Genomic DNA, 22,267 nt, shown 5'->3' on the forward strand with positions numbered 1-22,267 from the left:
CGCATGCCGGTTGCCGGTGCAGGGACAGAATGCAACACATAGCAGAAGCGGGGTCTTCACATGGATAAGGTGCACTCAAAGGCACAGGGTTCACAGCCCGGACACGCGCTCAAGCCGGTCGTCGGGCCGCTGACGATGCGCGACGCCCTCGTCGTGGTCGGCGGGGTCTTGGTGCTCGTCGGATCGCTGGTCCCGATTCCGTGGACCAAGGCCGTCTCGGTGAACGTGTGGATCTTCCCGGGCCTGCCCTTCCACCTCTTCGTCGCGCTGCTGTTGCCCCTCGGCATCGCCGCCGGATTCCTGTGGCGCCGGCTTACCGGCCGCACCCGGGTCCGCATTGCCTCGCTGAGCTTGGACCAGGCCGGGTCGGTGGTGGCACTGTTCGCCGCCGCCTACTTCTTCAACTCCTACGTGGCCACCATGTCGCCGGCATACCTGATCGGGCTGGTTGGCGCGTTGGCAATGATTGCCGGCACCACGCTTGCCACCTACCTGGGGATCTTCCGCCGCGACTTCGTCTCCGGCGGTGACTCGGTGCTTGGGTCCGACGTGCACCCGGTGGCATGGGCCACCAAGACTTCGGCGGCGCAGGCCGCTGGAACCGATGCCGATTCCGATGCGGAATCCGAGGGCTTTGGCGCCAGCAGTGCCGGTAGCGCCGGCAGCGCATCGGCCGGCCGGCCCGCCACCCCGGTGACCGGCAAGCCCGAGGGTCGCCGGGAAACTTCCTCCGCAGCGGCTCCCGCCGCCGGTGCCGCAGCCGCAGCCGCAGCCGCAGCCGCAGCCGCGGGTGCTGGAGCTGGAGCGGCCCACAATTCTTCCCCCGCAGCTGCGCAGCGCCGGGATCCGGCAGCCAATGCCTCCGGCACCCCCGACGCCCGGGGCGCCGAGCACGCGGCCCCGGCAGGGGTGAACACCGAGGCGCCCGGAACGGGCGCGGACGAGGCCCCAGCCGCGACGCCGGACGCCCGGGCGGCCGGAAGCGTGACCTCCCACGGCAACCAGGACGCGACGGACGCGGCGCATCCGCTCACGGAATGGAAGTCGGTCGCCGATGCGGCCGATGCAGCGGAATCCGAACCGGAATCCGCTGCCAAGCCGCGCACCGCTGCCGAAGCTGCCTACGCCGGCTCGGTGCCGTCGACCCCGGCACCTGCCCAGGAATCCCCTTCCGCCGAAGGGGATTCCTCGACGCCGGGCCGATCCTCGAGGTCCGGGGACGCCGCGAAGCCCGCGGCGGATCGGGCCGGCAACGTCGACGCCGCTGCCGAATCCATGCCGGATCCCGAGCTCGGGTCGCCCGAGGCCGCGGATGTCGACGCCCCGGCACCGGATGACCGCACGCAGGATTCCGCGCACCCGGCCACCATGGCCACGCCGCGGGCCGGCACCGACATCAAGGCCACCGCAGCACTGTCGCGGGCTGACATCGCCGCGCACCAGGCGGCCGTCGAACGCGCCAAGGCCGAGTCGGAATCCTCCTTCGGGGCCAAGGCCGAGGCGCACGGGCAGGACGGCCACGCGGAAGAGGCGGCCAGCTTCTGGTTTGCGCTGAACCACCCGCGCCCGGTCTTCCACCCGGGCAACGGCACGATGCTTTCCACGCTGAACCCGGGGACCTGGATCCTGTGCCTGGAGGACCGCGGCACCGAATACCTCATCAACCTCGCCGACGGGCGGCCGGCCGTGCTGCGCAACCTGGACGACCTGCAGTTCCCGGAAAAATAGGCGTGCACAGCGAAGAGAGCCCGCTGGGGCGCAAGCGGCGGGCCCGCAAGATCAACCGGGTCCTGGCGCAGGCCTACCCGTATGCCGTCGCCGAGCTCGACTTCACCAACGCCTTCGAGCTGCTGGTGGCCACCGTGCTCTCGGCCCAAACCACCGACGTGCGGGTCAACGCGATCACCCCGGCGCTCTTTGCCGCGTACCCGGACCCGCTGGCCATGAGCCAGGCGGAGCCGGCGGCCCTGCAGGAGCTGATCCGGCCCACCGGCTTCTTCCGGGCCAAGGCGACCTCGCTGCTGGCGCTGTCCGCGCGCATCGTCGACGAGTACGACGGGGTGGTACCCGGGCGGCTCGAGGACCTGGTGACCCTGGCCGGGGTGGGGCGCAAGACCGCCAACGTGGTCCTGGGGAACGCCTTCGGCGTCCCGGGCATCACCGTCGACACGCACTTCATGCGCCTGGCCCGCCGCTTTGGGTGGAGCAGGGAAACCGACCCGGTGAAGATCGAGCACGAGGTCGGTGCGCTCTTCGAGCCGAAGGACTGGACGATGCTCAGCCACCGCGTGGTCTTCCACGGCCGCCGCGTCTGCCACGCGCGCAAGCCCGCCTGCGGCGCCTGCCCGCTGGCCACGCTCTGCCCCTCCTACGGGGAGGGCGAGACCGACGAGGTGAAGGCCGCCAAGCTGCTCAAGTACGAGCTGGCGCCCGGGCGCGGGGAACTGCTGGAGAAGATGCGCGCCGGGGCCACGCGCCGCGAGCTGCGCGCCGAGGGGTATGGTCTGGAAGCATGAGCGTACGCAGCGAACTGCTGGCCATGATCGAGGCCAAGGCGCACCTTGCCGGCCGGGGCCCGGAACTGGCGACCAAGATGCCCAAGAGCTGGGTCTTCAACCCGCTGGACCCGGCCAGCGCCCGGCACGCGGCGGTGCTGATCCTCTTCGGCCGGCTCGACGACGTCCCGGCGGCCACCGACGTGGCCTCGGTCCATGAGGACCTTGACGTGCTCTTCGTGACCCGCGCCGACACGCTGCGCAAGCATGCCGGCCAGGTCGCCTTCCCCGGCGGCAAGGTGGACCCGGAGGACGAGGACGCGATCGCCGCGGCGCTGCGCGAGGCCCGCGAGGAAACCGGGCTGGACCCGGACGGCGTGGAGATCCTCGGGGTGCTGCCCGACGCGGAGCTGCCCATCACCAACTTCATCGTCACCCCCGTCATCGGCTGGTGGCACGCGCCCTCGGAGGTGTTCGTGGTGGACACCGCCGAGTCCTCCACCGTCTTCCGCGCCCCGGTGGCCGACCTGCTGGACCCCGCCAACCGGGTCTCGGCGGTCGTGGAGCGCGACGGGCAGCGCTTCTGCGCCCCCGCCTTCGACGTGGCGGGCGGTTTCATCTGGGGCTTCACCGGCATCCTGCTGGATCGGATCTTCAACGAGCTGGGCTGGACGCTGCCCTGGGACGCGGGCCGCGAGGTGCAGGTGGCCGTCGGCGACCGGCGCGCGACCTGACGCAGCCCGGCCCGGCGCCGGCGGACCCGGGCGCTACTTGGCCTGGTCGTAGGAATCCACGACGACCGCGGTGACAGGGAAGTCCACCGGGATCTGCCCGAAGAGCAGGGCGGAGGCGGCCCGTGCCGCCTCGTGCACCAGCGCCACCGCGGTGTCGGCCTGCGCGGCCGGGACGTGGAGCATGATCTCATCGTGCAGGAAGAACACCAGCGCCCCGGCATCGACCCCCGCCTCCCGGCCAGCGTTCAGCCGCCGGCGCAGCTCGCCCATCCAGCACAGCGCCCACTCCGCCGCGGTGCCCTGGACGATGAAGTTGCGGGTGAACCTGCCCCGCGAACGCCCCTCGGCCTCCACTGCGCGCTGTTCGGCCTCGGAGGAGGCCCGCGACCTGGCCTTGAGCCACTGCGCGGGCGCCGGCGGGGTGCCGCGGCCCAGGAACGAGGCGACGGCGGCGCCTGCCTCCCCCTGCGCCGCCGCCCACTCCACCAGTCCCACGGCCCGCGGGTAGGTGGCCTTGAGCTTGGGCATCAGCCGGCCCGATTCCCCGGTCGTCGCCCCGTACATCGCCCCGAGCATCGCAATCTTCGCGTGGGCCCGGTCCCCGCCGAACCCGGCATCGGCAATGCCCTGGTAGAGGTCCCGGCCACGGGCCGCGGCGGCCAGCGCCTCGTCGCGGGACAGGGCGGCGAGGATCCGCGGCTCCAGCTGCGCGGCATCCGCGACCACCAGCACCTTGCCGGGATCCGCGCGCACCGCCGAGCGCACCTGGTGCGGGATCTGCAGCGCCCCGCCGCCGTGCGAGGCCCAGCGCCCGGTGACCACCCCGCCGACGATGTACTCGGGGCGGAAGCGCCCGTCATGCACCCAGCGGTCCACCCACGCGTAGCCGTTGGCGTTGGCCAGCCGGGCGACCTTCTTGTACGCCAGCAGCGGCTCGATGACCGGGTGCTTGATCTCCGTCAGTTCCCAGGCGCGGGTGTTGGACACCGCAATGCCCGCGCGGTTCATGGCCTTGAGCAGCTCGGCCGGGGAATCGGGGTTCAGCGTCGGGGCATCGAGCAGCCGGCGCAGTTCGGCGGCAAGTTCCTCCATCCGCGGCGGGCGCACCCCGGCCGGAACCGGCGGGCCCAGTGCCTCGGCGAGCAGCCGGTGGTGCTCCGCCACGTCCCACGGCACCCCCGCATGGGTCATTTCGGCGCCGATGAGCGCGCCGGCCGACTCGGCGGCCAGCAACAGGCCCAGCCTCGCACCGCGCTCGGTGTCAGGCACACAGGCGCGCTGGGCGAGGAACTCGGCCAGCAGGTTTTCCAGCGCCCCGGACTGGTCCTTCGGCTCGGAAAACAGCTCTCCCTGGTTCTCGGAGACCCGCGCCGGGGGAAGCAGGTGCGCGGGCGCCGCGGCGGAGGGATCAGCCTGGCTGCGGATGGACTCGAGGTAGCCACCCGGCACCGCATAGGGCGCATTGCGCAGGATCGCGCGGACCAGGCCCAGGTCGTGGACCCGCTCGATGTGCACCCCGGCGGCCAGCAGCCCCGGGTACCAGGAATGCACCGAGTCGAAGACCCAGCGCGGCTTCCTGGCGGCCTCCAGCTCCGCCACCACGACCGGCAGGGAATTGCCGTACACCTGCACCGGGGGCAACAGGGCGGTGCCCGCGGCATCGACGAGCTGCACCACGGCGGTGGCCGAACCGGCTTCGGACTCGGGCTGGGACATGGAGTGGGAGGCCACTACCGCAAATTGCTGCACGCTCCATTCTCGCAGTTTCTTCCCCGGCCCCGCCGCCGGCGCGGTCTGTCCCGCTTTCCCGCACATCGGGCGACCGGGCTCCGGCGTGGTTGTCCTCCGCCTGCATCCGGGGGACTTCACCGAAGAACCGCCCGGGCACCACGCTGGAAGGCATGAACGACGAGATGCGATTTGTGGCCCGGCTGCCCGCGGCGGGCCAGCGTACCCTGCAGCTTCCGGCACTGCGGGCCGCCCGCGTGAGGCAGGATGTCCGGGGGACGTTACCTGCCCCGGTGCCGGAGCGGTTGCCGGGCCCGGCGCCGGAATCCGCCGAGACGACGGAACCGCTACCCGGGCGGGAACCGGTCCGGGAACCGGGAGTCGTCGAGGCGAAGCGCGCGGTTTCAGCCGATGTCCCGGGTGTTCGTGCGGGGTCCAGGCCGGCGGAACTGGCCCGCTGCATCCTGCTCAGCCGCGACGTGGAACTGGCCCAGGTGCTGGCCTCGATAGCGGTGGGGGCAGGGGTCCAACTGCTGCCCTGCCGGGACGTGGAACAGGCCGCGGCCTATCGCGACGAGGTGATCCTGGTGGGCCAGGACGCCGTGGCGGAAGTCGGCTCCCGCCTGGCTGCCTCCACGCTCATCCTTGTCGGGGCCGAGGAACACCAGGACGTGCTCTGGCGCGCGGCCGCCACCTGCCCCGGGGCCCGCGTGGCGGTGTTGCCCGCGGCGGCGGCGTGGCTCGGTGAATACCTGGGGGAGCTGGGGCTGCACTCCGGACGCGCCCACCTCACGCTCGTGGCCGGGGCAGGCGGCGGGGCCGGGACCAGCACCTTCGCCGCCCTGCTTGCCGCCACCTCGACGCTGGAGGGATCCCGCACCCTGCTGCTGGACGCGGACCCGCATTCTGCCGGGCTGTGGCCGGTGCTCAAGGCGCGGGAACCTGACGGTCTGGGCTGGGAGGACCTGGAAAATTCCCGCGGCCAGCTCTCCCCGGGCCAGTTGGCCGAGATCCTGCCGCTGTCCCAGGGCACCGCGGTGCTTTCCTGGGTGCGGAACCCCGGGTGCTTCGTGCCGTCCGAGGCACTGCTGGCCGAGGTGCTGGCCGCATCACGGCGCATCTACGAGCACATCGTCATCGACGCGGGGCACGTCACCGGGGTCCCCGCGTCCATGGCGGCGCTGGCGGACACCCGGCTGCTGTTGCTCGCGGCCAGGTCCGTCAACGCGGGGGCCGGGACCGGACGACGGCTGGGGGAGCGCGCGGGGGACTGGAGGCTGATCCTCACGGGCAGGCTTGCCGCCGGGATCGACACCCGCTTGTTGGCGCAACGGGCGGGAATCGAGCTCGGCGGGTATTTCGCGCCCCGCCGTGCCATCGCCCGCGGTGCCGCGGACGGTTCGCTGATGAACGTGTTGGTCCGCCGCTCATTGCGACGCAACGTGGCGGCGCTGGGACAGGGCAACGGCCGCCATCAGGAATCGGAATCGGAAACGGGTCAGGCGGCATGAGCGGGCCAGAGCAGTCGCCGGGGCCGTTGCCCGGGAACGTGCGACGGGGGCGGAGGCGCTGGGAAGCCAGGCCGCCGGCCCGGGCACAGGAACCGGCCGCCCCCGCCCGGGTCCTGGAGGAGGTGAGGCTGCGGGCGATGGGGCAGGGCGGCGGGCTCAGCGAGGTGGACCTGGCCTCGGCGGTGCGGGCCTCGGGGCGCGTCATGGGCGCGGCGAGCAGCACCGAGATGCTGCGCAGCCTCAGCGACGACATCCACGGGCTGGGGATCCTCGAACGCCTCGCCCAGGTCCCCGGGACCACCGACATCCTCATCGACGCCGGAGGACAGGTCTGGGTGGACGGAAGCGCCGGGCTGCACGCTGCGGAACTCGCCTTCACCAACCCCGAACAAATCCGCGCCCTGGCGGTGCGGCTGGCCGCCGCGGGCGGACGGCGTCTGGACGACGCCCAGCCCTTCGTCGATGTCTCGCTGGGCAACTACCGCATCCACGCGGTGCTGCCCCCGATCTCCACCGGCGGCCCGCTGCTGTCCATCCGCATCAAGGGCAACCGCAACCAGCGGCTGGAGAGACTCGTCGACGACCCCGGCTGGCTGGCCGCGCTGGGTGCTATCGTGGCCGCGAAGCTGAACTTCCTGGTGTCCGGGGGCACCGGGGCAGGGAAGACCACGCTGCTTGCCGCCATGCTTGCCCGGGTCCCGGGCGACGAGCGGATCATCGTGGTCGAGGACTCCCAAGAACTCGCACCGGCGCACCCGCACCTGGTGGGACTGCAAAGCCGCGGCGGGAACGTGGAGGGAGCCGGCGAAATCGGGATGGACACCCTGGTTCGCCAGGCGCTGCGCATGCGCCCGGACCGCTTGGTGGTCGGCGAATGCCGGGGAGCGGAGGTGCGTGAGTTCCTCGGCGCGATGAACACCGGGCACGAGGGGGCGGCGGGCACGGTGCATGCCAACAGCGTCACTGCTGTCCCCGCCCGGCTGGCAGCCATGGGGGCGCTTGCATCCATGGACGCGGCCGCCACCGCGCTGCAGGCGGCCAGCGCCCTGGACGTGCTCATCCACGTCTGGCGGGATCCTGCCACCGGCGTCCGCAGGCCGGTTCAGTTGGGCCGGGTGGTCCTCACCGAGGCCGGGATGCTTTCCGTGCGCATGATCCGGGAAACCGGAACGGGGGACGGCGACCCCGAAGCCCTTGACTGGTTCAGGACACGGCTGAAGGCAGCGGGGGAGGAAAGCCCATGGTGATCCTCGCCGGTGCGGTTGTCCTTCTGGGGGCTGCGACCTGGCTGTGGCTGGCGCCCGGAAATCCCACCCTCACGCTCCCGGCCGGGGGTGGCCGCCCGGAGCGGGTGCGCCGCCAGCGGGCAAACCCGGCCACCGACGCCGAGGACTATGCCAAGCTGGTTCGCCAACTCGCCGCCATGCTGCGCGCCGGCACCGGCCCGGCAGCTGCCTTCGGGTTGCTGGCAACCATCTGGGCCACGGGTTCCACCCGCACGGCAGCCGACATCCACACCGGGTGCACCAGGGCCCTGGCCCAATGGCGCACCGGCGGAACCCTGCAGGAGGGACTGGCGGCACACGCGGATGCCAACGCGAGTCACGGGCGGCTATGGAAGCGCCTGGCCTGGTGCTTTGCCGTCAGCGAGGAATCGGGCGCAGCGCTCGCGGACCTGCTTGACACGCTGGCCGAGGAGGCCGAGACCGCCGCAGACATGCACCGTGCCCTCGATGCCGCGCTCTCCGGACCGCGTGCAACGAGCAGGCTGCTGACCTACCTGCCCGGGATCGGGCTGGGACTGGGCCAATTGCTGGGCATCAACCCGCTGGCGGTGCTCACAACGCATTCAGTGGGCAGGGTGGCGCTGGTTTGCGGGGTGTGCCTCTGGCTGGGGAACCGCTTTTGGTGCGCGCGGATGCTGCGCGCCATCTCCGACAAGGTGCCCTCGTGATCGGGACCATGGTCGCGGTGCTGCTGGCCGGGGCCGCGGTGTGGGTCGGCTTTACCGCACCCGTCAGTGTCTCGGCTCCGCCGCGCGGAAGGAGGTCGGCAGTTGCCCGGAAGCACCCGGAGGCGCCCGCGGAACCAGTGCCGCTGGTGCTTGAAATGTGTGCCACGCTGCTGGAATCGGGGCTCCCGATCCGGGCAGTGCTGCAGATCATCGGCACCAACGTCCCGGGGTACGGCTCGCTGTTGCGTGTCTCGCGTGCCCTGGACCTGAACGTCGGGTGGGAGAGGGCCTGGGGACAGGGCACCGGGCCGGTCGGCGAGCTCGAACAGTCCCTGCGCTTCACCCAGCTCTCCGGCGCCCCGGCGGCGGCACTGCTGCGCTCCACCGCTGCCGCCACGCGCAAACGCGGCGTGCGGGAGGCGGAGGCGCGCGGTGCGGAGTTCGGGATCAAGCTGGTGGTCCCGCTGGGATTGTGTGCGCTTCCGGCGTTCATCGCCCTGGGAGTGGTGCCGGTGGTGATCTCCCTGATGCCGCAATTCTAGTGGCCGGCTCTTTCCCGCACCGAGGCCAGGCCCTTTTCCCGGGCGACCTGCCCCGCCGACCACTTTTATCCCCAGCGGGGCCACGACCCCTCCCGGGGCCCGTGAACAAAAGCCCACACTCGAATCGGGAGCCGCCACGGTCCAACTTCAGGGCTCGCGGCCAGTCCCGTCCCCCTCCAGGAGCAACCAGAACTCCAAGCACAAGCAAAGGACAACACCATGGACAACTACATCGCCCCCGCCCCGGGCCACATCGACCTGCAAGACCGCGCCGAGCCGACACCCGGCGCGCTCAACGACGAGGAAGGCAGCACCACCGCCGAATTCGCCATCGTCACCCTGGCCGCCGTGGCATTCGCCGGACTGCTGGTGAGCATCCTCTCCAGCGGGGATGTACGGGGACTGCTGATGGGCCTGATCCGCCAGGCCCTCACCTTCTAGGCGAAAAGGGGTAGACGCCGTGGCCAGGAATTCGCAGGCCGGCAGCAGCACGGCCGAGGTGGCCGTGCTGCTGCCGGCCGTGGCCATCCTGCTGGCCGTGGTCGCCGGGGCCGGGGCCGTGGGAGGTGAGCAGGTGCGTATTCAGCAGGCGGCCAGCGCCGCGGCCAGGGAACTGGCGCGCGGTTCCGATCCCGGTGAGGCCGTCGGCACCGCCCACCGCATTGCCGGGGGCCGGATCAGCGTCAGCTGTGGCCAAGGCGGCGGCTACGGCCATGTGGTGGTTCGTTCCGGGGTGGATCTGCCGCTGCTTGGCGAGGTCCAGCTGCGCGCCGAAGCCCGCGCCCGCACGGAGCAACAACCATGAGCCTGGCCCGGCGCGGTGAACGCGGCAGCGGGACGGTACTCATGCTGTCCGTGGTGTGCGTGGCCGCGCTGGCATTGGTGGTGGTGCTGATGTTCACGGCCGTTGCCCAGGCCGCCGCGAAGGCAGGCACGGCCGCTGACCTGGCGGCCCTTGCAGCGGCAGACGCCGCCCGCCGGCTGCTGCCGGGGGATCCGTGCGGTGTCGCGGCCAGCACCGCAACGGCCAATGCTGCCACCCTGACCAGCTGTTCGCGGCAGGGACCCGGTGGGGAAATCGTGACGGTGGCAGTTCATGTGGCGGTCTCGCCGGTGGGCTGGCTGCCGCCGGTGACCCGCGCCAAATCGGTGGCACGGGCCGGACCGCCGCCGCAACCCTGGCGCGGGCCCTGAACCTGCGTCGGCGAACCACCGCGGGCGGTGCGGGCCTATCCCTTTCGGACAGGCCCGGCCACCCGTTGGGCTTCCTGAAGGATGGCCGTGAGGAGGCGAACGGCACCGGCCTTGTCCAGCGGGTTGTTCTTGTTTCCGCACTTGGGGGACTGCACGCAAGAGGGGCACCCGGTGGCACATTCGCAGGCGGCGATTGCGTCCCGTGTGGCGCCAAGCCAGGTGCGGGCTCTGTCGAAGCCGCGCTCGGCAAAACCGGCGCCGCCGGGGTGCCCGTCGTAGACGAAAATCGTCGGCATCCCGGTGTCCATGTGCAGGGCGGTGGACACCCCTCCGATGTCCCACCGGTCGCTGGAAGCCACCAGGGGAAGCAGCCCGATCGCGGCATGTTCTGCCGCATGCAGGGAGCCCGGGAACTCCTCGGGGGTGATCCCGGCGGCCAACAACCTTTTTTCCGGGATGGTGAACCACACTGACTTGGTGTGAAGGTCCCGGGCCTCCAATTCGAGTGGCTCCTCGGAAAGGATCTCGTTGCTCATGACCGACTTGCGCTGGAAGGAAACCACCTGGGTGGTCACCACCACGTCCCCGAAATTCGCGGCTATCGGCCCCCAAGCCTCGGAGCGGTCGGTCTCGATGACCTCTACGGTGGTGATGTCCCGGGCCTGGGTGTAGAAGTCGGGGTTGGCCCGGGTGACCATGACGCAGTGGTCCGTTTCGTTGAGCTCGTCGACCACGTAGGTGGCACCCTGGTGCACATAGATAGCGCCGTTGTGGGCCTGGTAGTGCGTTTGCGGAGAGTCCATGGTGCCCAGCAGCGCGCCGGTGTCGGTTTCGATGATGCTTACCGGCCCGCCGCCATCGGCACGCAGGTTCACCATGGAAGCGGCATGCTCGGGGTGCGTCCAGAACCAGCCGGCCGGACGGCGGCGCAGGAATCCGCGCTGCACCAAGGATTCGAGCAGGCCCTGCGCGGTGGGTCCGAAGGCTGCAAGGTCTTCGACGCGCAGCGGGAGCTCTTCGGCGGCTGCACACAGATGGCCCGAGAGGACGTAGGGGTTTTCCGGGTCAAAGACCGTGGCCTCGACGCCGGCCTCGAAAATGGCTTCGGGGTGGTTGACCAGGTAGGTGTCCAGGGGGTCGTCGCTGGCCACCAGCACGGCGAGCGAGTCCTGGCCGGCGCGTCCGGCCCTGCCGATTTGCTGGAAGAAGGAGGCGCGCGTCCCGGGCCAGCCGGCCACCAGCACGGCGTCGAGTCCCGCCACGTCAATGCCGAGCTCCAGGGCGGAGGTCGAGGCCACCCCGAGCAGGGTCCCGTTGCGCAGCGCGTTTTCGAGTTCCCGGCGCTCGGCGGGCAGGTACCCGGATCGGTACGCTGCCACCCGGTCGGGAAGCGAGGGGTGGACTTGGTCCACCATGGAGCGGGTGATCGTGGCGATGGTCTCTGCGCCGCGGCGGGACTTGATGAACGCCAGGGTCCGCACCTGGGAACACACGAGGTTGGCCAGCAGGTTTGAGGTTTCGGCGATGACAGTGCGGCGTGTCGGTGCACCGTTTTCCCCGTGCAGCTCCGTCAGCGGCGGTTCCCACAGGGCAATGGTCACAGAGCCCTTGGGGGAGAAGTCGTTGGTCACCTCGTGGGCCGCGGTACCGATGAGTCGGGAAAATGATGCCGCCGGATCCGCGCTGGTTGCCGAGGCGCCGATGAACACCGGGTCGGCCCCGTAGTGTGCGCAGATCCGGCGAAGTCGGCGCAGCAGATTGGCGATGTTTGAACCGAAAACCCCGCGGTATGAATGTGCCTCGTCGATGACGACGTACTTGAGCCGGCGCAACACCCGGGCCCACCAGGTGTGGTTGGGCAGGATCCCGAAATGCAGCATGTCGGGGTTCGAAAGGATGAAATTCGAGTGGTCCCGGATCCAGCGCCGCGCCGAGACCTCGGTGTCCCCGTCGTAGGCGGCGGCCCGCACGCTGGGCAGGCGGTAGCCCTCGATGGCCTTGAGTTGGTCGGCGGCCAATGCCTTGGTTGGTGCCAGATAGAGCACCGTGGCATCGTTCGGGACGAGGCTGGCCTGGTGCTCCAAGGAGGAGGTGTGGATCGCGTTGAGGGACGGAAGCTGGTAAGCCAATGACTTGCCCGAGGCGGTGCCGGTCGCGACGATGGTGTGATGGCCCTCGTGGGCGAGGTTGGCGGCCTGCACCTGGTGAAGCCAGGGGGTTGCCACCCCGGTGCGTTCAAAAGCGGTCCGCACTTCTGGGTGCACCCAGTCTGGCCACGGGCCCGCCAGTGCTTCCCTGGCTTCGATGGTCCTGGAATGGAGCAGCGCCTGGGGTGTTGGCCCGTGGCCGAGCAGGCCGATCTGTTCCGAGTAAGCGTTCACTGCTTCATTGTGGCATCACCCGGGACGTCTGGTTGCCAGGGCACAAAGAAAGTGGTGGGCCTCGCATCAGCGAGGCCCACCACTCCCGAGGCGCAGGGGCAGACTAGGCCTCTTGACGTCCTTCAAAGAGTACGACGTTGCCCAGATCGGTCCAACCGAGGGATTTGTAGAGCTGTTGCCCGTCGATGCTGGCGATCAGCAGCCCTTCCTCGACATCGTGTTCCAAGGCCAGGGAGACCAGTGCGCGCATGGTCAGGCTGCCCAGGCCACGGCGGCGGAAATCCGGAGCCGTGATGATGCGGTCAAAGATGGCGTAGCCGTTCACCGCGGACACGTGACCGCTGGCGGCCACGACTTGGGGATCCTCGTCCGGGTGGATGGAGACGTAGGCGTGGGTCTGGTCGCGTTCGATCTGGAAAGAGAATCCGTCGTAGGGGCGGGGCTCTTCGACATCGTGGCCGCTCATCTCCGTGACCATCAGGACCTCATCGGCATTGAGTACCTTGAGTCCGGCTGCGTTGGCAGCATCGATCAGCGAAGTGGTTTCGTCGGCGAACGCCGTCAGTCGACGCTTGGGGTGCTTGTGCAGGGTCTCGGCAACGGCCACCAATTCCTCATTGGAGGGCTCGTAAATGACATACTCCCAGTCACCCGAGGTGTCATGGCGCAGGGCGGCATGGACCCGGCCCTCGTGCCTGCTCTCGTAGCCTCTTGCACCAGCCCAGCCCGTAACCCATGTACCAATTAATTCATCGCTTGCAGAAGATCCCATATTCCGACCCTACCCCGTGAACTGCCTACATGCCGTGCATTTAGGCGAACTGTTGCAACCTTGAAACACAGCGTTCACCCGGTGATGGTTGCCACTTCATGCGCTCCACGTGGATTCTAGGCCATACCCTTAATAGCGTGTCGCAGAACCGAATTGTCTTGTATTACGCCTTTACCCCGCTAGCCGACCCAGAGGTCGTGCGCCTCTGGCAGCGAGCCCTGCTGGAGAGGTGGGGCCTGCGCGGTCGCATCATCATCTCCAGCCACGGCATCAACGGTACGGTCGGGGGTTCGATCAAGGACGTCAAGGCGTATGTGAAGGCCACCCGGGAATATCCGGCGTTCAAGAAAATGGACATCAAGTGGTCGGAGGGTTCGGCCGAGGACTTCCCCCGGATATCGGTCAAGGTCCGCGAGGAAGTTGTTTCCTTTGGCGCCCCCGGCGAATTGGAAGTTGATGAAAACGGCGTGGTGGGCGGCGGAATTCACCTGAAGCCCGAAGCCCTGCACGAGCTCGTCGAAACCAAGAAGGCCGCTGGCCAAGAGGTTCTGTTCTTCGACGGACGTAACGCCTTCGAGGCCCAGATCGGCAAGTTCAAGAACGCGATCGTGCCTGATGTCGAAACCACCCATGACTTCATTGCCGAGATCGAGTCGGGCAAGTACGACGACATGAAGGACCAGCCGATCGTCACATACTGCACCGGCGGAATCCGCTGTGAAGTGCTTTCGGCGCTCATGGTCAAACGCGGCTTCACCGAGGTCTACCAGATGCAGGGCGGCATTGTGCGCTACGGGGAAACCTACGGAGACAAGGGTCTGTGGGAAGGATCACTGTATGTGTTCGATAAGCGCATGCACATGGAATTCAGTGAAGATGCCCTGACCATCGGGAAGTGCGTGTGCTGCTCGGCCCCTACGAACAAATTCGAGAATTGCTCCAACCTGTCCTGCCGCAACCTTCGACTCTTCTGCGCGGAATGTGCCGCCAACGACGAACTGCGTCAGTGCCCCGAATGCGTCGCCGAAGCAAAGGATCTTGTCGAGGCGCAGTAGCTCGTTTCCAGGGTTCGGAATCAGCCAGATTCATGACCCAATGTTCGCGAAGCCTCACGGGCGGTTCGCTCCGGTTCTTGCTGGGACGGATCGCCCTTTTTCGTGCCCGGGGGCGGAGAACTAGAACAAGAGAGGTGCAGGGGTGCGCCAGTGGGCGTTGCGCCGCGGTTTTTGTTCGGGGTCCATGAAGATGGGCAGGATGACGCTGAAGAGCTCGTCAGAATCGCGGACCACGTCGATGAGTCCGGTGTGCCGGGCATGGTGGTGCCCGGAACACAGGGGTCGGCCGTCTTGGATGTTGGTGGTTCCGCCGTTGGCCCATGCGTCGTCGTGGTCGATTTCGCAATGTTCAGGGGGCACTGTGCAGCCGGGGAAGATGCAGCCGCCGTAGAGGCCGATGATCGCGGTGCGCATGTAGTCGGGGAAGAGGCGTTCCTCGCGGCCGAGGTCCAGGATTTGGCTCTTGCCGCCCATGACCAGGGGGAGGATGCCTCCGGTGCACAGGGCCTGTCGGAGTTCGGCGGGGGTGAGTGGTTGGCCGTGGGTGGTGATGCCGTGGCTTTCCGCCAGTCCGCGGAGCTCGTCGAGGGTGGCGATGACGAGGATCTTGGGGGAGGGCAGCCCGGTGGTCTTTTTCCCGGTGGCGGGTGTCCCGGCGGCCCTGATGAGGTTCATCAGTCCCTGGAGGTGGCGTTGGGGCGGGGTGAGTCCGTCGGCGCCGTAGGCGGTGGCGTTGGTGCCGGAATCGGGCGACCCGGACCTGTGGGCACCGTTCGGGTTCCCTGCATGCTTCGTGCCGTTTACGTTGGGCAAGGTGGCGGGATAGCCGGTTCCGTCGGGGTCCAGGGAGAGGTTCCTGACGGCTCTGGGTCGGTGAGCGGGGCGCCGGTGGCGGGGTCGGTGAGGAAGTCGGGGAACCCGGCGGCCGGCCCGTTGCCGTCGGGGCTGGTGGCCGACTGGGCGTTGGAGGCGTTGGGGCCGGTGACGGAGTTGGCGGCGAGGGCTTGTTGCAGGAGTCCATCGCGGTCCCCGGCCTTGGTCCGGGGGTTGTCGGTGCTGGCGCACAGGGCCAGCAGAGCCTCGGTGTCCCGCGGCAGGGTACGCAGCAGGAACTCGCCCAGCCCGCCGGTGGTCCCGCGGTGGAAGAGCCCGGTCCGGGTGCGCAGCACCTCCTCGGGCAGGTCCTCGGGTCCCCTCTCGAGGGATGTCTGGATCCCGGCCAGGAGCTTGGCGGTGGTGCGGGGATCCTCGCGGCGTACGGACTCGGCGACCCGGTTCTCGAGAGTCCCGGCGAGGATGGCGGCGTCGGGGTGCCCGTCGACGATGGGGGCGAGGGCCTCGAGCTTGCGGGCCGCGGCCCCGATCTGCCCGGGGTCGGCGGCGCCGCTGGCGAGGTCGCCGGCCAGGACGGGGAACCGTGGCGGGACGGGTTGGCCGTGGATGTTGGTGCCGGGCAGCAGCCGGTCGATGGAGTGGACGCGTTCGCGGGCCTCGAAAGAGCCGATGTGCAGGAAGCCGGCAAGGAATTCGGTGGTGTCGCGGAAGACGGGTCGTCCGGTCGGAACCGTGCGGGGGTCCTGCGGCAGGGCCGTGGTGCCGGCGAGGTAGCCGGAGGGGTCGCGGTGGATGGCCGCGAGGGCGTCGAAGGTGTCCTCGGGCAGTTCGTGGGCCAGGGTGCGCCGGGCGGTGTCGGCGGCCAGCAGCCTGGTGTGGGCGGCGGCGCGGTGCTCGTCCTCGGCCACCCGGGCGAACAGCGCGGCGCGGGTCGGGGAGGTGGTGTGTGTGGCGACGGCCCGAGCCAGCTCGCGGGTGATTTGCTGGGCCTGGACCAGGGCGCGCAGTTCATCGTCCGGTGACACGGGGTGTCCCGGGGCGCCGCGGGTGCCCGCGGCCAGTGCGATGAACTCGGTGGTGTCCATGCCCACCAGCATGCACCCGCATTCCACCGATGCGGACGGGCGATGCGGGGAACTGTGGATAACACCGCGGACGTCGTTCAGACCGGACTCGGCGAAGCCAGACCGGGACTATCCGGCAAGCCAGGAACGGCAGGCGGGGCGAGACGCTAGGAGGCCAGGGATTCCTCGGGCCAAAGTCCGGCGGCGCCGTCGCCCGGCTCGACCAGCTCGGTCTCGGTGCGGAAGACCCGGAGCCCTCGGGCTTCATAGTTGGGGATGGCGGCCGGACCATCCAGCGAACAGGTGTGCACCCAGACGCGGCTCACCGGGGGAAAGCCCCCGAACCGAGAGTCAAGGTCCCACGCGCGAGCAATGCCCTCCGTCAGCAGGACACCGCCAAGTCCGCGTCCGATGCAGTGCGGGAACAATCCGAAGTACCTGATTTCCACCCCGGTTCCGGAATCCTCGATGCGACCGGCCAATTCGACGTACCCGCCGGGCGCGCCGTCGACATAGAGGACGTGGGTCTCGGTGCCCGGGGTTTGCATCAGTGACTCCCACGCCGCGCGGGTCAGGGACAGCCGGTCGGACCAGTTCCAGCCGCTGCCAACGCCCCGGTACAGGAACCTGCTGAACTCCGGGGTGATCGCCGCGACCCGCTCGATCCGTGCTCCGGGCGGCAGGGAGCGGGAAGAAGGGAGAAGATCGCCCGGTGAGAGCTGCTGCAAGTAAGTGGTGGTGACCTCGATCATGGAATCAATCATAGGCAGGGCGGAACTCCGTTTTCCCCCGGTGGCTAGACTGGGAAGCGTGACTTCCATCGAAAACTTTTCCCAGGTCCCCGATGCCCCGCGCAGCGACGATGCCCGGATTCTTGAACAACTTGCCGGGGATTTGCGGCGGGCGGAATATGTCCACGAAGCGATCACGGAGTTCCTGGGGGAGAGCGCGCACGAGGCGCTCATGCGCGACCAGCTTATCCCGGCACTGCGCCGCATCGCCGCGCAGCCCGAGCCCACGGCGCTGGGCACCATCGTCGGGGTATTCATGCTGGGTGCCGTGTCCGGCGAGACCGAGCTTGCCGCCGCCTTCCCCGAGACGGGAATCGAGGGGCTGCGCCGGCTGGGACTTGTCGAGGATGCCGATGAAAGCGCGAGCCTCCGGGCACGGATCGACCTGCGCCCGCACGCCTCGGATGCGGACGGCGAGATCTGGGTGGCCAGCGACCTGGGCGCCCACCAACGTCCCGGCGTGCTGCGCCACGACCACGTGTTGGGGATCGGGCAGGCTTCCCTGACGCTTGCCCAGACGACGGTCCGCCCGCAGGTCGAGAGCGCCCTGGATCTGGGCACCGGCTGCGGGATCCAGGCCTTCCATCTGCTCTCGCACGCCCGACGGGTCGTGGCCACCGACATCTCCGCCCGGGCGCTGGGCTTCACCCGCTTCAACCTGCTGCTGAACCACCGTGCCCTGGACATCGACCCGGGGAACCTTTCGGCCCGTGTCGACCTGCGCCTGGGCTCCCTGCTCGAGCCCGTGGCCGGGGAGCACTTTGACCTGGTGGTTTCCAACCCGCCCTTCGTCATCACGCCGCGCACGGCCGGCCAGGACGACTCCGAGCGCTTCACCTACCGCGACGGCGGCATGCCAGGGGATTCCCTGGTCGCAACCCTCGTGCGCACCTTGCCCGGGATCCTGAAGCCCGGCGGCACCGCGCAAATGCTCGCCAACTGGGAAATCACCGGCACCGACAACCCGGAGGAAGAACCCGAATGGAGCGCCGGGCCGCGCTCCTGGCTGACCGGGGACACCGAGGCCTGGTTCATCCAGCGCGAGGTCGTCAGCCCCACCGGGTACGCCGAAACCTGGCTGCGCGATGCCTCGCAGGGGCGCGATGCGGAGGCCTTCGCCGCGCAGTACGGCGCCTACCTCGATGATTTTGCCTCCCGCAACGTCGCCGCCATCGGCTTCGGCATGGTGTGGCTGCGGCGGCCCGCCGCGGATGGCCCAGGCATCGGCAGGCTCTTCGAATCCATCGGATACCCCATCGAACAACCGATCGGCCCGTATCTGGCCCGGGACATTGCGGTGGCCGACGACCTGGCCGCCACGGAGGTGGGCGAGCTGCACCTGGTGGCGGCCGAGGACGTCACCGAGGAACGCCACCAGCGTCCCGGCGCCGAGCACCCCGGGGTGATCTTGTTACGCCAGGGGGCGGGTTTGCGGCGAACGGAAATATTGGATACCGCCCTTGCCGGCTTCGTGTCCGCATGCGACGGGGATTTGAGCGTATCGTCCCTAGTCGGTGCCCTGGAGTCGCTGATCGGCGGCGGCGATCCGGAGTTTTCTTCCCGGCTTCATGAAGGGGTTGTTCGGCTTATTAAGCGTGGCTTCCTTTTGGAGATGCGAAACAACCGCTAAAGTTTTTTCATATGAGCCAGAACACTTCCGCGGGACCAAGCGCCACCAGCAGTGGCCTGTCTCCGATGCCTGTCACCTCGGTGTCGATCAGCGACCCGCAAGCCATTCGCGCGCTCGCACACGAGGCGCGTTTGACGGTCCTCGAGGAACTCTTTGCCTCGCAATCCACGCGTACCGCAACCGAGCTTGCCACGCGCTGCGACCTGACGCCCAGCGCGATGAGCTATCACCTGCGCGCCCTGGAAAAGTATGGCTACGTGGTCCGCGCGGCAAGCGAGGGCGACGGACGCGAACGCCGGTGGAAGGCCGCCGGCGGCCAGCTTGTCCTGGGCTCGCTCTCGGATTCGACCAGCGCGAAAAACGCCTACCTGAACGTGCAGCTCAACGCGTTCCGCGATCGGCTCTCGGCGGAAATCGCGCGCCGTGACAAAGAACGCAAGGTGGGCAAGGAGCCAGAGCCCGACAGGGCGCCGGTGCTGACCACCGGCGTGGTGTTCCTCTCCGAGGTACAGCGCAAGGAGTTCATCGCCAAGGTCTATGGACTGCTCTACGAATACGAAGCCCTGGCCGAACCCGAGCAACGTGGTGTCGACGGTGAAAGGCTCTACTACATGCTTTCCTTCCTGCCCGAAATCCGTGGCGAGCAAGCCCACTGAAGCACCGTAGCCCGGAGCGGAAAACCGCGTCTTGGGGTCGCCGCTTGCCGTGGCGCGTAAAAATACGGCTAACCTAGAGCAGGGAATGTGCTGTGCGCCCACTTTGGTGCACCACTGGTTGCTAATAGGAGTGTTGTGCCCGCCAAGGCCAAGGAAAAGACCGGAATGAAACTCGTCATCGTGGAGTCTCCGGCAAAAAGCAAGTCAATCGCCAAGTACTTGGGCGAGGGCTTTGAAGTCGACGCCTCGGTGGGGCATATCCGCGATTTGGCGCAACCCGCCGATCTGCCCGCGGAAATGAAAAAGGGCCCCTACGGCAAGTTTGCCGTGGATGTCGAGAACGACTTCGACCCCTACTACGTGGTGTACCCGGACAAGAAAAAGCGGGTCGCCGAACTCAAGGCCAAGCTCAAGGGCGCCGACGCGCTCTACCTCGCAACCGATGCGGACCGCGAAGGCGAAGCCATCGCGTGGCACCTGCTCGAGGTGCTCAAGCCCAAGGTCCCGGTTTACCGCATGGCCTTCACGGAGATCACCCAAGAGGGCATCAACCGTGCCATGGAGAACATCCGCGAGCTGGACACCGACCTGGTCAACGCCCAGGAAACCCGCCGCGTACTCGACCGCCTCTACGGCTACGAGATTTCCCCGGTGCTGTGGCGCAAGGTGGCCCGCGGCCTGTCCGCGGGCCGCGTGCAGTCGGTGGCCACCCGCCTGGTCGTCGAGCGCGAACGCGAACGCATGGCCTTCCGCAGCGCCTCCTACTGGGACTTGACCGGCACCTTTGCCACCACTGCCGGCGAAAGCTTCGGAGCCAAGCTCTCTTCCGTCGACGGGGCACGCGTTGCCACCGGCCGCGACTTCACCGACCGCGGAGAGCTGAAGACGCCCAAGTCCGGCGCCGTGGCCCACCTGGACGAGGCCAAGGCAGCGGCCCTGGCAGAGGGCCTGAAGGACACCGACTTCGCCGTCACCTCGGTCGACGAGAAGCCCTACACCCGCCGCCCGGCCGCGCCGTTCACCACCTCGACGCTGCAGCAGGAAGCTTCCCGCAAGCTGCGCTGGAGCTCGAAGTCCACCATGCAGGTCGCCCAGCGCCTGTATGAAAACGGCTACATCACCTACATGCGTACCGACTCGGTGTTCCTCTCCAACGAGGCAGTGAACGCCGCCCGCAAGCAGGCCGCCGAACTCTACGGCGCCGACTCGGTGCCCGCAAAGATGCGCGCCTACAAGGGCAAGAGCGACAACGCGCAGGAGGCCCACGAGGCCATCCGCCCGGCCGGGGACTCCTTCCGCCGCCCGGCCACCGTCCGCGCCCAGCTCTCCGCCGACGAATTCAAGCTCTACGAGCTGATCTGGAAGCGCACCGTCGCCTCGCAGATGGCCGACGCCAAGGGCTTCACCGCGACCATCAAGCTCGCCGGCGAAGCCACCACCGGGCAGGTCGCGGAGTTCTCCGCCTCCGGCACCGTGATCACCTTCCGCGGCTTCATGGCCGCCTACGAGGAGGGCCGCGACGCCGCCCGCGAGGCAGAGGCAGCCGAGGCCGCCGAAGAGGCAAGGCTTCCGCAGCTGAAGGTCGCCGACCCGCTGGCGGGAACCGGCATCGACGCGATCGGCCACACCACGAGCCCGCCGGCCCGCTACACCGAGGCCTCGATCGTCGCCGAGCTGGAGGCCCGGGAGATCGGCCGCCCGTCGACCTTCGCCCCGACCATCTCCACCATCATGGACCGCGGCTACGTCACTAAGCGCGGCGGCGCCCTGGTCCCGAGCTGGATCGCGTTCTCCGTGGTGCGCTTGTTGGAAGAACACTTCGGCAAGTACGTCGACTACGACTTCACCGCGCGCCTGGAGGACGACCTCGACGAGATCGCCCACGGGCAGAAGGGCCGCACCGCCTGGCTCAAGGACTTCTACTTCGGGTCCAAGGAAAGCGGCGAGGCCGGCCTGGAATCGGTGGTCAACAACCTGGGCGACATCGACGCCCGCGCCATCAACTCCATCGACATCGCCCCGGGCATCGTGCTGCGCGTGGGCAAGTTCGGCCCCTACCTGGAAAAGCCGCTGCCGGCAGACGCCCCGGAGGGCACAGACCCGCAGCGCGCCAACGTTCCCGAGGACCTTGCCCCCGACGAGCTCACCGCCGAGAAGGCCATCGAGCTCATGGAACACCAGGGCCCAAGCGAAAACGTGCTCGGCACCGACCCGGAGACCGGGCGCACCATCGTGGCCAAGGACGGGCGCTACGGCGCCTACGTCACCGAGGTCATCGTGGAGCCCACGGCCGAGGAACTGGCCGCCATGCCGGTCGAGTACTACAAGAACGGCAAGCCGAAGCCGCCGAAGAAGCCCGTCAAGGCCAAGCCGCGCACCGGTTCGCTGTTCAAGTCGATGACCGTGGAGTCCGTCACGCTCGAGGAGGCGCTGCGGCTGATCTCGCTGCCGCGCGTGCTCGGGGTGGATGCCGAGGGCGTGGAGATCACCGTGCAGAACGGCCGCTTCGGGCCCTACCTGAAGAAGGGCACCGACTCGCGCTCCATCGGCTCGGAGGAGGAGATCTTCACGATCACCCTCGAAGAGGCGCTGGAGATCTACTCGCAGCCCAAGCAGCGCGGCGCCCGCGCGGCGGTGCCGCCGCTGGCCGAGTTCGGGCCTGACCCGGTCTCGGAGAAGAACATCGTGGTGAAGGAGGGACGCTTCGGTGCCTACATCACCGACGGGGTCACCAACATCACGATCCCGCGCGACACCACGCTCGAGGAGCTGACCCGGGAGAAGGCCATCGAGCTGCTGGCCGACAAGCGGGCCCGCGGACCGGTCAAGCGCAAGACCGCCGCCAAGGCGCCTGCCAAGAAGGCACCCGCGAAGAAGGCGCCGGCCAAAAAGCCGGCGGCCAAGAAGACCGGCAAGTAGCCGCAGC

Annotated in this window: 20 protein-coding genes; 14 read left to right on the plus strand and 6 right to left on the minus strand. The window is 68.8% G+C overall.

Annotation, left to right across the window (positions count from 1 at the left end; all coding sequences use genetic code 11):
* The first annotated feature begins 60 nt into the window (after nt 1-60).
* From KRR55_RS16215 to KRR55_RS16225, 3 genes are read left to right on the plus strand one after another with little or no spacing between them, the layout of a single operon-like run.
* On the plus strand, nt 61-1,728 hold the full coding sequence (locus tag KRR55_RS16215; RefSeq protein WP_217390228.1) for a hypothetical protein: 1,668 nt from the start codon (nt 61-63) through the stop codon (nt 1,726-1,728).
* Nucleotides 1,725-2,516, plus strand: coding sequence for an endonuclease III (gene nth, locus KRR55_RS16220; protein ID WP_418888846.1), 792 nt, complete (start codon nt 1,725-1,727; stop codon nt 2,514-2,516). The genes KRR55_RS16215 and nth overlap by 4 nt, the downstream gene beginning before the upstream one ends.
* On the plus strand, nt 2,513-3,229 hold the full coding sequence (locus KRR55_RS16225) for an NUDIX hydrolase (RefSeq protein WP_217390232.1): 717 nt from the start codon (nt 2,513-2,515) through the stop codon (nt 3,227-3,229). Before nth ends, KRR55_RS16225 begins: the two co-directional genes overlap by 4 nt.
* A 33-nt stretch (nt 3,230-3,262) precedes the next feature.
* On the opposite strand, the gene KRR55_RS16230 is transcribed toward KRR55_RS16225, so the two are convergent.
* A complete protein-coding gene (locus KRR55_RS16230) occupies nt 3,263-4,945 on the minus strand; it encodes a bifunctional 3'-5' exonuclease/DNA polymerase (RefSeq protein ID WP_217390352.1) in 1,683 nt (560 codons plus the stop codon).
* 185 nt (nt 4,946-5,130) lie between these two features.
* Here KRR55_RS16230 and ssd point away from each other — a divergent pair, with 185 nt between their 5' ends.
* The 7 genes from ssd (at nt 5,131) to KRR55_RS16265 (ending at nt 10,158) form a co-directional block, all read left to right on the plus strand.
* A complete protein-coding gene (gene ssd, locus KRR55_RS16235; RefSeq protein WP_217390234.1) occupies nt 5,131-6,468 on the plus strand; it encodes a septum site-determining protein Ssd in 1,338 nt (445 codons plus the stop codon).
* Nucleotides 6,465-7,715, plus strand: a complete 1,251-nt coding sequence (locus KRR55_RS16240) for a TadA family conjugal transfer-associated ATPase (protein WP_217390236.1) — start codon at nt 6,465-6,467, stop codon at nt 7,713-7,715. Before ssd ends, KRR55_RS16240 begins: the two co-directional genes overlap by 4 nt.
* Nucleotides 7,709-8,422 (plus strand): type II secretion system F family protein, encoded by a 714-nt coding sequence (locus tag KRR55_RS16245; RefSeq protein WP_217390238.1) that lies wholly within the window; start codon nt 7,709-7,711, stop codon nt 8,420-8,422. The genes KRR55_RS16240 and KRR55_RS16245 overlap by 7 nt, the downstream gene beginning before the upstream one ends.
* Nucleotides 8,419-8,964: a type II secretion system F family protein gene (locus KRR55_RS16250; RefSeq protein ID WP_217390240.1), complete on the plus strand. Its 546-nt coding sequence runs from the start codon at nt 8,419-8,421 to the stop codon at nt 8,962-8,964. Before KRR55_RS16245 ends, KRR55_RS16250 begins: the two co-directional genes overlap by 4 nt.
* A gap of 219 nt (nt 8,965-9,183) precedes the next feature.
* On the plus strand, nt 9,184-9,405 hold the full coding sequence (locus KRR55_RS16255) for a DUF4244 domain-containing protein (protein WP_217390242.1): 222 nt from the start codon (nt 9,184-9,186) through the stop codon (nt 9,403-9,405).
* 19 nt (nt 9,406-9,424) lie between these two features.
* On the plus strand, nt 9,425-9,769 hold the full coding sequence (locus KRR55_RS16260; RefSeq protein WP_217390244.1) for a TadE family type IV pilus minor pilin: 345 nt from the start codon (nt 9,425-9,427) through the stop codon (nt 9,767-9,769).
* The gene (locus tag KRR55_RS16265) at nt 9,766-10,158 is read left to right on the plus strand and encodes an Rv3654c family TadE-like protein (protein ID WP_217390246.1); all 393 of its coding nucleotides are present in this window, start codon (nt 9,766-9,768) and stop codon (nt 10,156-10,158) included. Before KRR55_RS16260 ends, KRR55_RS16265 begins: the two co-directional genes overlap by 4 nt.
* Nucleotides 10,159-10,193: 35 nt before the next feature.
* Here KRR55_RS16265 and KRR55_RS16270 read toward each other — a convergent pair whose 3' ends face one another.
* Both KRR55_RS16270 and KRR55_RS16275 read right to left on the minus strand, forming a co-directional pair.
* Entirely contained in the window at nt 10,194-12,539 is a 2,346-nt protein-coding gene (locus KRR55_RS16270; RefSeq protein ID WP_217390249.1) for a DEAD/DEAH box helicase, read from the minus strand.
* Between the two features lie 103 nt (nt 12,540-12,642).
* Nucleotides 12,643-13,311, minus strand: a complete 669-nt coding sequence (locus tag KRR55_RS16275; RefSeq protein ID WP_217390252.1) for a GNAT family N-acetyltransferase — start codon at nt 13,309-13,311, stop codon at nt 12,643-12,645.
* Between the two features lie 137 nt (nt 13,312-13,448).
* Between KRR55_RS16275 and trhO the strand changes: the two genes are divergently transcribed.
* Nucleotides 13,449-14,366, plus strand: a complete 918-nt coding sequence (trhO, locus tag KRR55_RS16280; protein ID WP_217390356.1) for an oxygen-dependent tRNA uridine(34) hydroxylase TrhO — start codon at nt 13,449-13,451, stop codon at nt 14,364-14,366.
* 120 nt (nt 14,367-14,486) lie between these two features.
* Here trhO and KRR55_RS20400 read toward each other — a convergent pair whose 3' ends face one another.
* The 3 genes from KRR55_RS20400 to KRR55_RS16290 all read right to left on the minus strand — a co-directional run bounded on the left by KRR55_RS20400 (nt 14,487) and on the right by KRR55_RS16290 (nt 17,016).
* Nucleotides 14,487-15,179, minus strand: coding sequence for an HNH endonuclease signature motif containing protein (locus KRR55_RS20400; protein ID WP_254456295.1), 693 nt, complete (start codon nt 15,177-15,179; stop codon nt 14,487-14,489).
* Nucleotides 15,167-16,285 carry a hypothetical protein gene (locus KRR55_RS20405; RefSeq protein ID WP_254456296.1) on the minus strand — a complete coding sequence of 373 codons (1,119 nt, stop codon included), beginning with the start codon at nt 16,283-16,285 and terminating at the stop codon, nt 15,167-15,169. The genes KRR55_RS20400 and KRR55_RS20405 overlap by 13 nt, the downstream gene beginning before the upstream one ends.
* A gap of 146 nt (nt 16,286-16,431) precedes the next feature.
* Nucleotides 16,432-17,016 (minus strand): GNAT family N-acetyltransferase, encoded by a 585-nt coding sequence (locus tag KRR55_RS16290; protein WP_254456297.1) that lies wholly within the window; start codon nt 17,014-17,016, stop codon nt 16,432-16,434.
* On the opposite strand from KRR55_RS16290, the gene KRR55_RS16295 reads away from it, so the two are divergent.
* From KRR55_RS16295 to topA, 3 genes are all read left to right on the plus strand, one after another.
* Nucleotides 17,015-18,685: a DUF7059 domain-containing protein gene (locus KRR55_RS16295; protein WP_217390256.1), complete on the plus strand. Its 1,671-nt coding sequence runs from the start codon at nt 17,015-17,017 to the stop codon at nt 18,683-18,685. The genes KRR55_RS16290 and KRR55_RS16295 overlap by 2 nt on opposite strands.
* Nucleotides 18,686-18,696: 11 nt before the next feature.
* Nucleotides 18,697-19,341: an ArsR/SmtB family transcription factor gene (locus KRR55_RS16300; RefSeq protein ID WP_217390258.1), complete on the plus strand. Its 645-nt coding sequence runs from the start codon at nt 18,697-18,699 to the stop codon at nt 19,339-19,341.
* Between the two features lie 135 nt (nt 19,342-19,476).
* Complete coding sequence (gene topA, locus KRR55_RS16305) at nt 19,477-22,260, plus strand: type I DNA topoisomerase (protein WP_217390260.1); 2,784 nt, start codon at nt 19,477-19,479, stop codon at nt 22,258-22,260.
* Nucleotides 22,261-22,267 lie beyond the last annotated feature (7 nt).

Source organism: Paeniglutamicibacter quisquiliarum (assembly GCF_019084045.1).
Taxonomy (GTDB): Bacteria; Actinomycetota; Actinomycetes; order Actinomycetales; family Micrococcaceae; genus Paeniglutamicibacter; species Paeniglutamicibacter quisquiliarum.

Excerpts from the sequence above, each read along its gene's own strand:
- KRR55_RS16215 (WP_217390228.1), top strand. The coding sequence starts at position 61 with ATGGATAAGGTGCACTCAAAGGCACAGGGTTCACAGCCCGGACACGCG.
- KRR55_RS16225 (WP_217390232.1), top strand. The coding sequence starts at position 2,513 with ATGAGCGTACGCAGCGAACTGCTGGCCATGATCGAGGCCAAGGCGCAC.
- KRR55_RS16230 (WP_217390352.1), bottom strand. The coding sequence starts at position 4,945 with ATGTCCCAGCCCGAGTCCGAAGCCGGTTCGGCCACCGCCGTGGTGCAG.
- ssd (WP_217390234.1), top strand. The coding sequence starts at position 5,131 with ATGAACGACGAGATGCGATTTGTGGCCCGGCTGCCCGCGGCGGGCCAG.
- KRR55_RS16240 (WP_217390236.1), top strand. The coding sequence starts at position 6,465 with ATGAGCGGGCCAGAGCAGTCGCCGGGGCCGTTGCCCGGGAACGTGCGA.
- KRR55_RS16245 (WP_217390238.1), top strand. The coding sequence starts at position 7,709 with ATGGTGATCCTCGCCGGTGCGGTTGTCCTTCTGGGGGCTGCGACCTGG.
- KRR55_RS16255 (WP_217390242.1), top strand. The coding sequence starts at position 9,184 with ATGGACAACTACATCGCCCCCGCCCCGGGCCACATCGACCTGCAAGAC.
- KRR55_RS16265 (WP_217390246.1), top strand. The coding sequence starts at position 9,766 with ATGAGCCTGGCCCGGCGCGGTGAACGCGGCAGCGGGACGGTACTCATG.
- KRR55_RS16275 (WP_217390252.1), bottom strand. The coding sequence starts at position 13,311 with ATGGGATCTTCTGCAAGCGATGAATTAATTGGTACATGGGTTACGGGC.
- KRR55_RS20405 (WP_254456296.1), bottom strand. The coding sequence starts at position 16,285 with ATGGACACCACCGAGTTCATCGCACTGGCCGCGGGCACCCGCGGCGCC.
- KRR55_RS16295 (WP_217390256.1), top strand. The coding sequence starts at position 17,015 with ATGGAATCAATCATAGGCAGGGCGGAACTCCGTTTTCCCCCGGTGGCT.
- KRR55_RS16290 (WP_254456297.1), bottom strand. The coding sequence starts at position 17,016 with ATGATCGAGGTCACCACCACTTACTTGCAGCAGCTCTCACCGGGCGAT.
- KRR55_RS16300 (WP_217390258.1), top strand. The coding sequence starts at position 18,697 with ATGAGCCAGAACACTTCCGCGGGACCAAGCGCCACCAGCAGTGGCCTG.